General features: G+C 65.3%; 12 protein-coding genes and 1 pseudogene. All 13 read right to left on the bottom strand.

Features of this window, described 5'->3' with window-relative positions; translation table 11 throughout:
• Window positions 1–28 precede the first annotated feature (28 nt).
• Window positions 29–742, bottom strand: a pseudogene (locus tag DU475_RS19945) (ABC transporter substrate-binding protein); the annotation flags it as partial.
• A gap of 58 nt (window positions 743–800) precedes the next feature.
• Window positions 801–1,874, bottom strand: coding sequence for a branched-chain amino acid ABC transporter permease (locus tag DU475_RS19940; protein WP_013503961.1), 1,074 nt, complete (start codon window positions 1,872–1,874; stop codon window positions 801–803).
• Window position 1,875: 1 nt separating this feature from the next.
• Window positions 1,876–2,769, bottom strand: coding sequence for a branched-chain amino acid ABC transporter permease (locus tag DU475_RS19935; protein ID WP_013503960.1), 894 nt, complete (start codon window positions 2,767–2,769; stop codon window positions 1,876–1,878).
• A 343-nt stretch (window positions 2,770–3,112) separates the two neighbouring features.
• A complete protein-coding gene (locus DU475_RS19930; RefSeq protein ID WP_164633099.1) occupies window positions 3,113–5,044 on the bottom strand; it encodes a long-chain fatty acid--CoA ligase in 1,932 nt (643 codons plus the stop codon).
• Window positions 5,041–5,868 (bottom strand): ABC transporter ATP-binding protein, encoded by an 828-nt coding sequence (locus DU475_RS19925; RefSeq protein ID WP_013503958.1) that lies wholly within the window; start codon window positions 5,866–5,868, stop codon window positions 5,041–5,043. Before DU475_RS19925 ends, DU475_RS19930 begins: the two co-directional genes overlap by 4 nt.
• A 289-nt stretch (window positions 5,869–6,157) precedes the next feature.
• Window positions 6,158–8,107, bottom strand: coding sequence for a glycosyltransferase family 39 protein (locus tag DU475_RS19920; protein ID WP_164633098.1), 1,950 nt, complete (start codon window positions 8,105–8,107; stop codon window positions 6,158–6,160).
• A 128-nt stretch (window positions 8,108–8,235) separates the two neighbouring features.
• Complete coding sequence (locus DU475_RS19915; protein WP_047308084.1) at window positions 8,236–8,823, bottom strand: hypothetical protein; 588 nt, start codon at window positions 8,821–8,823, stop codon at window positions 8,236–8,238.
• Between the two features lie 150 nt (window positions 8,824–8,973).
• The gene (locus tag DU475_RS19910; protein WP_164633097.1) at window positions 8,974–9,369 is read right to left on the bottom strand and encodes a carboxymuconolactone decarboxylase family protein; all 396 of its coding nucleotides are present in this window, start codon (window positions 9,367–9,369) and stop codon (window positions 8,974–8,976) included.
• Window positions 9,302–9,736: a MerR family transcriptional regulator gene (locus DU475_RS19905; protein ID WP_142883351.1), complete on the bottom strand. Its 435-nt coding sequence runs from the start codon at window positions 9,734–9,736 to the stop codon at window positions 9,302–9,304. The genes DU475_RS19910 and DU475_RS19905 overlap by 68 nt, the downstream gene beginning before the upstream one ends.
• Window positions 9,737–9,841: 105 nt before the next feature.
• Window positions 9,842–10,537 (bottom strand): ABC transporter ATP-binding protein, encoded by a 696-nt coding sequence (locus DU475_RS19900; RefSeq protein WP_013503953.1) that lies wholly within the window; start codon window positions 10,535–10,537, stop codon window positions 9,842–9,844.
• The gene (locus DU475_RS19895; protein ID WP_013503952.1) at window positions 10,537–11,286 is read right to left on the bottom strand and encodes an ABC transporter ATP-binding protein; all 750 of its coding nucleotides are present in this window, start codon (window positions 11,284–11,286) and stop codon (window positions 10,537–10,539) included. The genes DU475_RS19900 and DU475_RS19895 overlap by 1 nt, the downstream gene beginning before the upstream one ends.
• Window positions 11,283–12,584 carry a branched-chain amino acid ABC transporter permease gene (locus DU475_RS19890; protein WP_164633096.1) on the bottom strand — a complete coding sequence of 434 codons (1,302 nt, stop codon included), beginning with the start codon at window positions 12,582–12,584 and terminating at the stop codon, window positions 11,283–11,285. Before DU475_RS19890 ends, DU475_RS19895 begins: the two co-directional genes overlap by 4 nt.
• Window positions 12,581–13,440 (bottom strand): branched-chain amino acid ABC transporter permease (locus tag DU475_RS19885; protein WP_164633095.1); only part of this gene is annotated, 860 nt, incomplete at its 5' end. The genes DU475_RS19890 and DU475_RS19885, both read right to left, overlap by 4 nt.

The raw sequence follows: 13,440 nt of genomic DNA, 5'->3' as shown, positions 1-13,440 counted from the left end.
GGAGGGGTCAGAGGTGTATAAGAGACAGGTTGCCGAGATAGGCGTAGTTGGCGCCCGAGCTCTTCAAGGATAGGCACTGCGCGCTGTAGTCGCCCGGCGCCAGCGCGAACACCAGCGGCGGCAGCACTTCGAAACCGAGCTCCTTGGCCATCGCTTCGCCGGCGGCCTTCGGGGCGTTGGGGTAGGGGTGATTGGCGCCCATATGGACGAATTTCGGTGCGCCCGGCTTGCCCTTGGCCTTCCAGTCCTCCGCCGCCCACATCAGCTCGGCGCGCAGCGCGTCGGAGTAGGACGGACCGTAGAAGAAGTTGTAGGGCGCCGGCTTGGCCTTGCCGCTGCTGCCTTCGGGATCAGTCAATGCCGCGGCGTAGGAGCCGGACATATCGGGGATCTTGTCGTTGGCGAGGAAGCCGGTCAGCGCCTCGGTATCGGCCGTGCCCCAGCCCATGATCGCCGCGACCTTGTCGCCGCCGGACCACTTTTTGTAGAGCGCGATCGCGCGCGGCACCTGGTATCCGTAGTCGTTGGTGTCGACATTGAGCTGCTTGCCGCCGATGCCACCGTTCTTGTTGACCCAGGCGAAGGTGTCGGCGACGGCCTGGCCGTAGGGCGTGCCGACGTCCGAAGTGCCGCCGGAATAATCGGCGAGGTGGCCGATCGCGATCTGCGCCTGGGCGGTCGCAGACGCTCCGGCGAGCATCAGCGCCAGCGAGGCGGTGCCGAGCAGTGTCTTGATGTTCATCTTGGTTGTCCTCCGATCGTTTTGGTCGAGGTCTTGTTGTTGTTCCCCTGCGCCAACCTCAATGCGAGAAGGGGTAGAGTTTCCAGTACGCCTTGATCTGCCGCCAGCGATGCGCCAGCCCATCGGGCTCGAACACCAGGAACGCGATGATGATCAGGCCGATCGCGATCTCGCGCAGGAAGGTCAGGTTGGTGTTGAGCTGCAGCGCGCGGTCGATCGCGCCGCCTTTCAGCGCCTCGCTGAGCCACTCCATCGTCTCCGGCAACAACACCACGAAGGCGGTGCCCATCAGCGTGCCCGAGATCGAGCCGATGCCGCCGATGATGATCATCGCCAGGAACAGAATCGAACGTTCGATGCCGAAGCCTTCGTTGGACACCACCATCTGATAGTGGCCGTACAGCGCGCCACCGATGCCTGCGAAGAACGCGGCCAGCCCGAACGACAGCGTGCGATATTTGGTGAGATTGATCCCCATGATCTCGGCCGAGAGATAATGGTCGCGGACCGCCACCAGCGCTCTTCCGTCGCGGCTGCGCATCAGATTGGTCACCAGGATATAGCTGACCAGCAGATACGCCAGCACGACGTAGAAATACTGCTTGTCGCCGCGCAGCTCGTAGCCGAACAGCGAGAACGGATTGGCCATCGCCGGCACCGAGCCGCCGGTGAACCATTCGGCGCGGGAGAAGAAGTCGATCAGGATGTATTGCGCCGCCAGCGTCGCGATGACGAGATACAGCCCCTTCAGCCGGGCCGCCGGCAAGCCGAAGACGAGGCCGACCAGTGCGGTGATCACGCCGGCGAGCGGAATCGCGAAGAACACGGGAATCGGAAAGTGGTTGTTGAGATACGCCGAGGTGTAGGCCCCGAGCAGGAAGAACGCGGCGTGGCCGATCGAGATCTGGCCGGTGAATCCGACCAGAATGTTCAGTCCGAGCGCGGCGATGCCGAAGATGCCGATCTGGATCAGAATGCTGAGCCAGTAGCCGGTCAGCACGAACGGCGCGAAACACACCAGCACGATGCCGAGGATCGCGGCGTTGCGACTGGTGCGGGTCGGGAAGATCGTGGTGTCGGCCGCGTAGCTGGTGCGGAAATCGCCGGCGGGAATCAGTGACGGGCTTGCCATGTCAAATGCGCTCGATGTCCTTGGTGCCGAACAGGCCGTAGGGCTTGATCATCAGGATGATGATCAGCACGTAGAACGGCGCGATTTCGTAGAGATTGCCCCAGTGCAGATATTCGCTGTCGATATACTGGGCGATGTTTTCCAGAAGGCCGATGATGATGCCGCCGAGCACGGCGCCGCCGATCGAATCGAGTCCGCCGAGGATCGCCGCCGGAAACACCTTGATGCCGTAGGCGGACAGGCCCGAGGACACGCCGTTGACCACGGCGACCACCACGCCGGCGACGGCCGACACCGTCGCCGAGATCGCCCAGGCCATCGCGAACACGCTCTTGACCGAGATGCCGAGCGATTGCGCGACCTGCTGGTTGAACGCGGTGGCGCGCATCGCCAGGCCGTATTTCGACACTTTGAAGAACCACGCCATGCCGATCATCATCGCGACCGACACCACCAGGCTCATCACATAGACGGTCTGCAACTGGAAGCCGGCGAACGACACCGACTGGGTGGTGAACACTTGCGGGAACGGCTGCGGGCTGGTGCCGAAGATCCATTTCAGCGCCGCCTGGAACACGGTCGACAGCGCGATCGTCACCATGATCACCGAGATGATCGGCTCGCCGATCATCGGCCGCAACACCACGATCTGGATCGCGATGCCGAATACGAACATGAACACCAGCGTCAGCGGCATGCCGAGCCAGAACGGGATCTGATACTTGGCGAGCAGCGCCCAGCACACCCAGGCGCCGATCAGCAGGAGTTCGCCCTGCGCGAAATTGACCACCTGTGTGGCCTTGTAGATCAGCACGAAACTCATCGCGACGACGCCGTACAGCGTGCCGACGACGAGACCGTTGACGAGAAGCTGGATGAGGAGGTGTGAGTTCATGCCGCGTTACCACCAGCGAGGAATGCCATCTTTCCCTCTCCCCTTGTGGGAGAGGGTGCCCGAGCGCGGCGAGGGCGGGTGAGGGGATACTGCGCTCGATCCCTCACCCGGCTGATCGTGTGGCGGGCGCCTGCGCTGCCCTCTCCCACAAGGGGAGAGGGCGCAGTTATGGGCGCCTCAGCCCGCAATGAAGCGATGATCGCGCTGCGAGAGCGCGCGCTGGCTTTTTGGTCTGGCCTCACCCCGTCATGCCCGGGCTCGTCCCGGGTATCCACGTTTTGCTGCGTGGCCCAGGCGTGGATGGCCGGGACAAGCCCGGCCATGACGGCGGTGGGGGCGCGTGTCATTCCGCCGCCTCCGCATGCACAGTTGCGTGGCCCAGATCCACCACCTTCAGCGACGTCCGGATGCGCTGCGTGGTGCCGTCCTGGAACTGGATGGTGGTGTCGACCGGAATGTCGCTCCTGCCGCCGTAGATGCCGTCGATGATGTCGGCGTATTTGTCGTTGATCACGCTGCGGCGGACCTTGCGGGTGCGGGTCAGTTCGCCGTCGTCGGCGTCGAGCTCCTTGTAGAGCAGCAGGAACCGGGCGATCCGCTGCGCCGGCGGCAGGGTGGCGTTGACGGTCTCGACCTCGCGGCGCAGCAGCTCGTACACCTCGGGGCGGGAGGCGAGGTCGGAATAGGTGGTGAAGGCGATCCGCTTCTTCTCCGCCCATTTCGAGATTATCGAGTAGCGGATGCAGATCATCGCCGCCAGCATGTCGCGGCCGGCACCGAGGATCACCGCTTCGGCGACGTAGGGCGAGAATTTCAGCTTGTTCTCGATGTATTGCGGCGAGAACCGCTCGCCATGCGACAGTTCGGCGAGGTCTTTGATGCGGTCGATGATGACGAGCTGGCCGCTCGCGTTGAAATAGCCGGCGTCGCCGGACTGCATCCAGCCGTCCTTGATGTCGGCGGTCGAGGCTTCCGGGTTCTTGTAGTAGCCGATGAACATGTTGGGGTGGCGGACCACGACTTCGCCGATGCCCTGGACGTCCGGGTTCTCGATCTTGATCTCGATTTCCGCGCCCATCGGGACGCCGGTGGTGTCGGGATCGACCGCATCCGGCCTGTGCAGCGTGTAGGCGCCGAGCAGCTCGGTCTGGCCGTACAGCGTGCGCAGCGGCACGCCCATGGCTCGGAAGAACCGGAACGTGTCCGGTCCCAGCGCGGCGCCGCCGGTCGCGGCCGAGCGCAGCCGCGTGAAGCCGAGCCGGTCGCGCAGCGCGCGGAACAGCACGGCGTCGGCAAACGCCGAGTGCCGGCCGTTCTCCAGCGCCGCGAGGCCGGCTTTCATCCCGGCCTCGTAGAGCTTCTGCTTCAGCGGCGAGGCGTCCATCACCCGCGCCCGCACATCCGCCGCAATGCCTTCCCACACCCGCGGCGCGAACAGCACGAAGGTCGGCGCGATTTCGCGGAAATCGTTCATCATGGTGTCGGGCTCTTCGACGAAGTTGACCTTCATCCGGCACAGCAGCCCTTTGCCGAGCGCGTAGACCTGCTCCATGATCCACGGCAGCGGCAGCACCGAAACGTATTCGTCGTCCGGCCCCTTGGGGTCGAACGACAGATAGGTCGCGCAGTGCTTCAGCACCCGGCCCGCCGCCAGCATCGCCAGCTTGGGATGCGCGGTGGTGCCCGAAGTGGTGCACAGGATCGCGACGTCCTCGCCCTGGGTGGCGTCGACCAGCCGGTCGTACAGCCCGGGCTCGCGCCCGGCCCGGTCGCGGCCCAGCTCGGCGAGCTTGTCGGCCGGCAGCAGCCGCGGATCGTCGTATTTCCGCATTCCCCGCGGATCGGAATAGACAATGTGCTTCAGATGCGGCGCGCGGTCGGCGAGGCCGAGCAGTTTGTCGACCTGCTCCTCGTCCTCGGCGAACACCAGCTTGGCCTCGCCGTAGTTGAGCAGGTACTCTGCCTCTTCATCGAGCACGTCGCGATACAGGCCGAGGCTCATCGCGCCGATCGCGTGGCTGGCGATTTCGGCGGCGACCCAGTCGGGCCGGTTGTCGCCGATGATGCCGATCACGTCGCCGCGGCCGAGCCCGAGCTCGACCATCCCGAGCGCGAAGTCGTGGACGCGTGACTGATAGTCGGACCAGGTGACCACCCGCCACAGCCCGAGATCCTTCTCGCGAAGCGCGATGTCGTCCCCGAACTGGCGGGCGTTGAGGCGGAGCAGTTTCGGAAAGGTGTCGGCGGAAGCGACGCGGCCGGCATAGTCCATCATGCCACGCGCTCCTTGGCAGGCGGATGGTCCGGGGCGTCGTCGGGATCGACCAGCACCTCGTCTTCTTCGCCGAGATAGGCGCGCCTGACGTGCGGATCGGCCAGCACCTCGGCGGGGTCGCCCTCGGCGATCTTGCGGCCGAAATCCAGCACAACGACGCGGTTGGAGATGTCCATCACCACGCCCATGTCGTGTTCGATCATCACCACCGTCATGCCGAACTCTTCGTTGAGGTCGACGATGTAGCGGGCCATGTCCTCCTTCTCTTCGAAGTTCATGCCGGCCATCGGCTCGTCGAGCAGGATCAGCTTCGGCTCCAGCGCCATCGCGCGGGCCAGCTCGACGCGCTTGCGCAGGCCATAAGAGAGCGTGCCGGCGGTCGCCTTGCGCACCGACTGCAGGTCGAGAAAGTCGATGATCTCCTCGACCTTTTCGCGGTGCGCGAGCTCCTCGCGGCGGGCGCCGAACCAGTACAGCGCGCCGGTGAGGAAGTTGTTCTTCAGAAGGTGGTGGCGCCCGACCATGATGTTGTCGAGCACGCTCATGTGGTGAAACAGCGCGAGATTCTGGAAGGTGCGCCCGATCCCGAGCGACGCGCGGGCGTTCGGCTTCAGGCCGGTTATGTCGCGGCCGTGATAGAAGAGTTGGCCTTCGCTCGGCTGATAGCGGCCCGAGATGCAATTGACCACGGAGGTCTTGCCGGCGCCGTTCGGTCCGATGATGGAGAACAGTTCGCCGTGATTGACCGCAAAGCTCACCTCGCTCAGCGCGCGGACGCCGCCGAAGCGCAAGGAGACATTGCGCACTTCCAATGCGTGTTCCAAAGCCAGGTTTCCTCCCCGGCATCGGCCGGCGCGTTGCTCGCGCCTATTCCAGATACCGTAGCGTTCCTCGAGGCACGCCTTGTTGTCAGGCGTTGCTGCCGCTGGCCAAAGCCTAGCTTGGCCGGCACAGCGACGATATTCGACTATTTGAGTTTGGAAAGAGGGACTTGACGCAAGCCTGCGGACAAAACCGCCTATTGTTACCGTGCGAGCCCGATAACTGATCGGATCCGTCGCCCGAGACGGCTGTGAGACGATCCTTGTCGCACCGCAGCAATCCGGCGATGGCTCAGCGGCGGCGCCAGATCGTCGCCGTGGCGTCGCCGATCGGCAGTGCGTAGCTGTTGCCGCGGAGGTAGCGGGTCTGGTCGGCCATCGCGTCGACGATGCCGACCATCTTGGCGTGGACCCAGCCGAACGATGGGCTTTCGTCTCGGCTGCGGGGCGCATCGATGATCACGACGACATCGGCGGTCGACTGTGCGATCCGTTCGGCCATCGCGTCGCGGGCGGCTTCGCGCGAGGCAACGCCGGCCAGGAAAGGATCCGGCACCAGCATGTGGCAGCGGCAGCGCTCGCGCAGCACCCAGGCGAACAGCTTGCTCATTCCAAAAGTGGTGAACACCGCCACCTCATGGGCGCCGTCGAGTTCGGCCAGGTAGGGGCGGATCAGCTCGAGATCGCTGGGGCCGACGGCGTCCTGCAGTGCGTAGGCCGCGCCGGCCTTCGGCACCGGGGTCACCAGATGGACGGTCAGCAGCCCGATCGTCAGCACGGCCGCAATTGCACCGCGCCGCAGCGGCGACAGCCAGCGGCCCGTCAGCGACAGCAGCACGCCCGCGCCGACGCCGGCACAGATCCACACTGCGAAAACCCAGGTCGACATGAACCGTCCCTGGTGCTGCGGATGGATGATGACGCCGATCCAGGCCAGCAGCGCGAACAGGAACACTGCGCGGGCGCCGGGCGTCAGCCTCGGAATCGCGATCGTGCCGACCAGCGCCAGCACGATGGCCACGGCCGCGAGCCAGTGCGCTTGATGGAAGCCGTCGGCGAACACCGTCGCGTAGAATTGCAGACCCTGCCAGGGTCCGGAATTGGGATCGGTGTTGTTGGCGGGGCCGACGAACCACAGAAATTTCGACAGCCTGTGCGGCAGCAGGAACGAGATCGCGACCGGTGTCAGGTGCCAGTACAGCACCGCCCGACCTGCCACACCGAGTGTCCGGTCGATCGCGGCGCGATGCCGCCACCAGGTGAGCGACCACCATAGGAACACCAGCGCATAGGCGGCGGTGAGCAGATTCTCCGGCGGATACAGCGACACCGAGCGGCCGAACAGCTCCAGCGTGGTCGGCCCGCGGGCGTACAGGAAAGCCACCAGGCCGGCGACCGCCGCGGCGAGGATCAGCAGCGGCGAGCCGGCAGTCGCCTTCAGCACCGCCCGGCCGCGGGTGGCCGCCCAGACCGGCCGCGCCGCAGCGACGATCCGCGACCAATGCTCGCTGGCATAGGCGATCGCCAGCGGTGCGATCAGCAGTCCCCAGTAATTGCCCTTGTGAAAGAACAGCAGAGTCAGGATCAGCGCCAGCAGCCGCCAGCGCCCGCGCGAATCCGGCTTCGCCTCGGCGCGCAGATACGCCCAAAGCCCGGCAGCAGACAGTCCGGCGCCCAGCCCCTCCAGCATGACGTCGGCACTGATCAGGCGGAAAGTCGGGCTGGCGGCGGTGAAGATCGCGGCGATCATGGCGGCGAACAAGCCGCTGGTGCGGTCGGTGAACGGCCGCCGCGCGATCAGCCAGACGAAGGCGATCGTCATGACCCAGCCGATCAGGCTCGGCACGATGCCGAGCCGGTGGTCGATGCCGCCGATCAGCAGGACGGCGCTGAGCATCAGGCCGTGAAGCGGCGGCCACACCTTGGCCTTTTCGAGCTCGCCGAAGAACCAAGCCGGGTCGAAGCTGCGGACCGCCAGCGCCAGATCGAGCCCAAAGCTGTAGTGCGAATTGCGGTCGTGGTGGAAGCCGCGCCACAACAGGTCGGGTGCCGAATAGTACTGCGCGAACATCAGAGCGGCGATCCCGGCCGCCGCTGCCAGCACGATCAGGAACGTCGCGATATCCAGCCAGTCGCGCCCGGCGCGTGGGGCGTTGCCGGGCGCAGGGGGCGTCGCGTTGTCCGGACCCGGCATTGCCGCCGGGCGATCGGCTGTCCGTTTCTGCCCTACGGCATCGATCATCGAGACCTCCAGCGAGGTCTGGTGGTCATCCGAGCGAGTCCCGACCGCCTCGGTCACCCGATAGCATGGCCGCACCGGCAGCGATAAGGCAAAACGTCCCTCCGGTCTCCTCGACCGATCGAGCGACGTCAAACGTCGGATGGCGAGGTGGCCGGTTCTCTGAACAGTCGCGCGAACACCATGCCGATGAAAATCGAGATCATCGCGGCGCTGAACGCGTTCATCGAAAACAGCCCGGCGTATTCTGCGGCCTGATAGATGTGCGGTGGAGGGCCGTAGCGGTCGTGCAGCAGCAGGTAGGCTGCGACGGGAAGCCCGGCCAGCGGCAGCATGATCAGCCGCTCGTTGGGACGAAACAGTACGCTGGCGAGCATGGCGCACGGCAACAGAAACAGTTCGACGCCGGACGGAGCGCCGAGCAGCCAGGTGCAGAACACCGTGTTCCCGGTCGCGATCAGCGACAAGGTGATCCGACCGAGCTGCGAGTGGATGCGGGCGAGCGCCGGCACCGCCAGGAAGCACGGAAACGACAGCAGCGTCAGCAACAGCCACGGCATCCCGCCGCTGCCGGCGACGAGGGCGACGTAGAGCGGATAGAATGGCCCGTTGCTGGCCAGAACCAGCGCCACCAGATTGCCGGTAGCGGCGAGCGGATCGGGATTGTCGGCATAGGCGCGAAACCAGCCGGTGATTCGCGTCAAAGGTGCGGGCAGCATTCAGGCTCACGGTCGGTGGATGGCGTAGCTTGCCTTCCATGATCGTAGTCCGGAAAGGATCGTTTTGGAAAGCGGATGGCGCCCCTGCGCAGCCGTCCCTCGGGCAGGGCCGATTGCGAGCTCGCACCGCCAGCTCGCGGCGAGTCGCCGCTACTGCGAGCGGGCGGCGAATACTTCCTTGGCGGCGAACAGGCCGTTCAGCGCGGCCGGAAAGCCGGCATAGACCGCCATCTGTATGATGATCTCGGTGACCTCGTCGCGGCTCAGCCCGACATTCAGGCCGGCCTCGATGTGGACTTTGAGTTGTGGCACGGCATTGCCCATGGCGGTCAGCGCCGCGATGGTTGCGATCTCTCGGGCGCGCAGGTCGAGGCCGGGGCGGTTGTAGATGTCGCCGAACGGAAACTCGATCAGGTACGTGGCGAAGTCCGGTGCGATATCAGCCAAAGCGTCGACCACCTTGTGGCCGGCCTCGCCGTCAATTGCCGCGAGCGCGCGCAGGCCGCGTTCGAACCGTTCGCGCGGGTCGGATAGCTGTTGCGTCATCGTCGATCTCCACCTTGCTGGCGCCGGCCGCATAGCCGGCGATCTTGGTGTCGAGGACGGTCAGGCAGGCCTGAAGTTCGGCGATATGCGCCTGCACCTTTTCGCGGTGCTGCTGTAACAGGACGCGACGCGCGTCTTCGGTGGCAGCCCCGCGGGAGCGGAGTTTGGCGTAGCGCAGCATATCCCGGATCGGCATCCCGGTGGTCTTCAGGCGACCGAGAAACGCGATCCATGTCAGGATCGAGGCGTCGTAGTCACGCTGCCCCGAGGTATCGCGCAATGCGCGCGGCAACAGCCCGATGCGCTCGTAATAGCGCAGCGTGTGAGCCGTCAGTCCGGTCCGCTTGGCGAGATCCCCGATCTTCATGGCCTGCTCTGTCCGTCACGACGCCCTGTTGCTACAGGTTAGAGCGCGCTCGAAGTCAAGCGCGATCTCGCGAGCAGATTCAGCGCCTCGGGGGTGGTCGGCGGCTCACACCTCCAGCCATTCCTTGCGGACGGCGGCGTTGCTCTTGAGGTCGTCGGGAGTGCCTTCGAATACGATCTTGCCGTGGCCCATCACATAGACCCGGTGCGAGATCCGCATTGCGATCGACAGCTTCTGCTCGACCAGCAGGATGGCGACGCCGCGGCGGGCGATTTCGGCGATCAGATCGCCGACCTGCTGCACGATCAGCGGCGCCAGCCCTTCGGTCGGCTCGTCGATCATCACCAGCTCGGGATCGCCCATCAGTGTGCGGCAGATCGTCAGCATCTGCTTCTCGCCGCCGGACAGCACGCCGGCCGGCGTGTCGGCGCGTTCCTTCAGGTTGGAGAACATGTCGAGCATGTCCTCGAGCCGCCATTTGCCCGGGTTGCGCGGGTTCTTGACGCCGAGCATCAAGTTCTGCCGGACGGTCAGGCCGGGGAAGATATCGCGATGCTCGGGCACGTAGCCGAGTCCGAGATGCGCGATCTTGTAGCTCGGCAGGCCGGCGATGTTCTTGCCTTTGAACAGGATGGTGCCGTGCGGCGGCACCTCGCCCATGATCGCCTTGACGGTAGTGGAGCGGCCGACGCCGTTGCGGCCGAGCAGGCTGACCACCTCGCCGGCGCCGATCTGCATCTCGACGCCTTGCAGGATGTGGCTCTTGCCGTAATAGGCGTGCAGATCCTTGACCTCGAGCATCAGGCCGCCTCCTCGCCGAGATAGGCTTCCTTGACCTTCGGATTACCGCGGATTTCGTCCGGCGTGCCCGAGGCGATCACCTGGCCGTACACCAGCACCGAAATGCGGTCGGCGAGGCCGAACACCACGCTCATGTCGTGTTCGACGATCAGCAACGTCCGGCCCTCGGTGAGGCGGCGGATCAGCATCACGGCGCGCTCGGTCTCGGCGTGGCTCATGCCTGCGGTCGGCTCGTCGAGCAGGATCACGTCGGCCCCTCCGGCGATGGTGATGCCGATCTCCAGCGCCCGCTGCTCGGCGTAGGTGAGAAGCCCCGCCGGCACGTCGCGGCGCGAGGTGAGGTGGATGTCCTCGAGGATCTGCGCGGTGCGCTCGCGCACCTCGGGCAGGTTGTCGACGTTCTTCCAGAACGCGTAGCGGTGCCCGGTCGCCCACAGCACCGCGCAGCGCAGATTCTCCCACACCGTCATGTTGGCGAACACGTTGGTGACCTGGAACGAGCGCGACAGCCCGCGGCGATTGATCTGGAACGGCTTCATGCCGGCGATTTCCTCGCCGCGCAGCAGGATGCTGCCGGTGGTCGGGCGCATATAGCCGCTGATCAGGTTGAACGTGGTCGACTTGCCGGCGCCGTTAGGGCCGATCAGCGCGTGGCGTTCGCCCTGGGCGATGGTCAGGTTGATGTTCTGGATCACCTTGGTGACGCCGAAGCTCTTTTCGACGCCGCGGAGTTCGATCGCGGTGCTCATAGGGCGTGGACCTTGGCGCGGGCAGCGGTCAGCGTGGCGTCCCAGGTCTGCGCGACCCGGCTCCAGGCCATCCGTGCGAGAATGAAGCCGACGACGACCAGCACCGCCGAGGCGGCCCAGGTCAGCGGGCTGGCGGCATTGAACGGGATACCGAACGCAACCCGATTCGGATCCTCGTGCGGGTTGACGGTGTAGTGCACGGTGGTTTCGATCATCAGCATCAGGCCGATCAAAAGCGCCAGCGTTGGCAGTGCCGCGATCAGATAGCTCGGCAGCATCCGCATCAGCATTCCGGCGCGCAGCAGCGGTCGATGCATCATCAGCACCCCGGTGATCCCGCCGGGCGCGAACAGCACGACGATGATGAAGAACAGGCCGAAATACAGTTGCCAGACCTGGGTCAGGTCGCTCAGCGCCAGCGACAGCACGGTGACGAAGATCGCCCCCACGATCGGCCCGATGAAGAAGCCGATGCCGCCGATATAGGCCGCGAACAGCACCGTGCCGGACTGCACCGCGCCGAGATAGGCGGAGTTGGCGATCTCGAAATTGATCGCGGCGAGCGCACCCGCAATGCCGGCGAAGAAGCCGGAGAAGCAGAACGCCAGGTAGCGCACCACGTGCGGATCGTAACCGACGAACTGCACCCGCTCCGGATTGTCGCGCACCGCGTTGCACATCCGGCCCAGCGGGGTACGGGTGAGCGCGTACATCGCGATGATCGCGATCAGGGTCCAGGCGGCCACCAGATAATAGATCTGGATCTGCGGGCCGAACGACAGGTCAAATACCCTGAACAGCTTGGTGCGGTTGGCCGAGATGCCGGCTTCGCCCCCGAAGAAGCTGCGCAGGATCAGCGCCGAGGATGCGACCAGCTCGGCCAGACCCAGCGAGATCATCGCGAACGCGGTGCCGGAGCGCTGCGTCATCACCCAGCCGATCAGGGCTGCGAAGAACAACCCGGCGACGCCGCCGATCAGCGGCACCAGCGGCAGCGGGATCGGGAATTTGTTGCCGGCCAGGATGTTGATGACGTGGATCGCGAGGAAGCCGCCGAGGCCGTAATACACCGCATGACCGAACGACAGCATGCCGGTCTGGCCGAGCAGGATGTTGTAGGACAACGCGAAGATGATCGAGATGCCGACCAGGCTGAACGTCGTCAGCGAGCCGCCGGAGGCAAACACCTTCGGCAACAGCAGCAACGCCAGCGCGGTGGCGATCCAGATGGCGTAGAATTTGGCACGGTCGGACAGCGTCGGCCGGGGCGGCGCGGCGCTGGAGGCGAGGTCGGTCATGTTTCTCGGGTTCCCAACAGCCCCATCGGCCGGAAGATCAGGATCAGCACCAGCAGCAGGTACGGCATGATCGGCGCGATCTGCGCGATCGTGACGTTCCAAATGTCGCTGAGCCAGGTTTGCGCCAGGTCGGGACCGAGCGGGCCGAACACCGAGGCGAGCGAGCCGTTCACCGACACCGCGAAAGTCTGCAGCAGGCCGATCAACAGCGAGGCGATGAACGCACCGGGGAGCGAGCCGAGGCCGCCGACCACGACGACGACGAACAGGATCGGGCCGAGCAGCGCAGCCATGTTGGATTGCGTGACCAGCGACGGTCCGGCGATCACGCCGGCGACGGCGGCGAGTGCGGTACCGACACCGAACACCAGCATGAAGATGCGTTCGACGTTATGGCCGAGATGCGCGACCATATGCGGGTGCGTGAGCGCCGCCTGCACGATCAGGCCGATCCGGGTCTTTTTCAGCACGACCAGGAGGCCGACGAAGATCACGATCGACACCGCCAGCATGAACATCTTGTAGGCGGGATAGTTGGTCGAGAAGATCGTGAAGGCCGGGAAGTCGAGCAGTGCCGGGACGCGGTAGTCGACCGGAACCTTGCCCCAGATGATCGACACTACCTCTTCGATCGCGAAGGCGAGGCCGAAGGTGAACAGTAGTTCGGCGACGTGGCCGTTGCGGTGGACGCGGCGCAGGCCGAAGCGTTCGACGGCGGCGCCGATCGCGCCGGCAAGCAGCGGTGCGACGATCAACGCCGGCCAGAATCCGGTCCAGCGGCTGATCTGATAGCCGAAGAACGCGCCGAGCATATAGAAGCTGGCATGGGCGAAATTCAGAACGCCGAGCATGCTGA

The organism is Rhodopseudomonas sp. WA056, assembly GCF_010906995.1.
GTDB lineage: Bacteria > Pseudomonadota > Alphaproteobacteria > Rhizobiales > Xanthobacteraceae > Rhodopseudomonas > Rhodopseudomonas palustris_G.
This window is presented reverse-complemented; position numbering and strand designations above follow the sequence as displayed.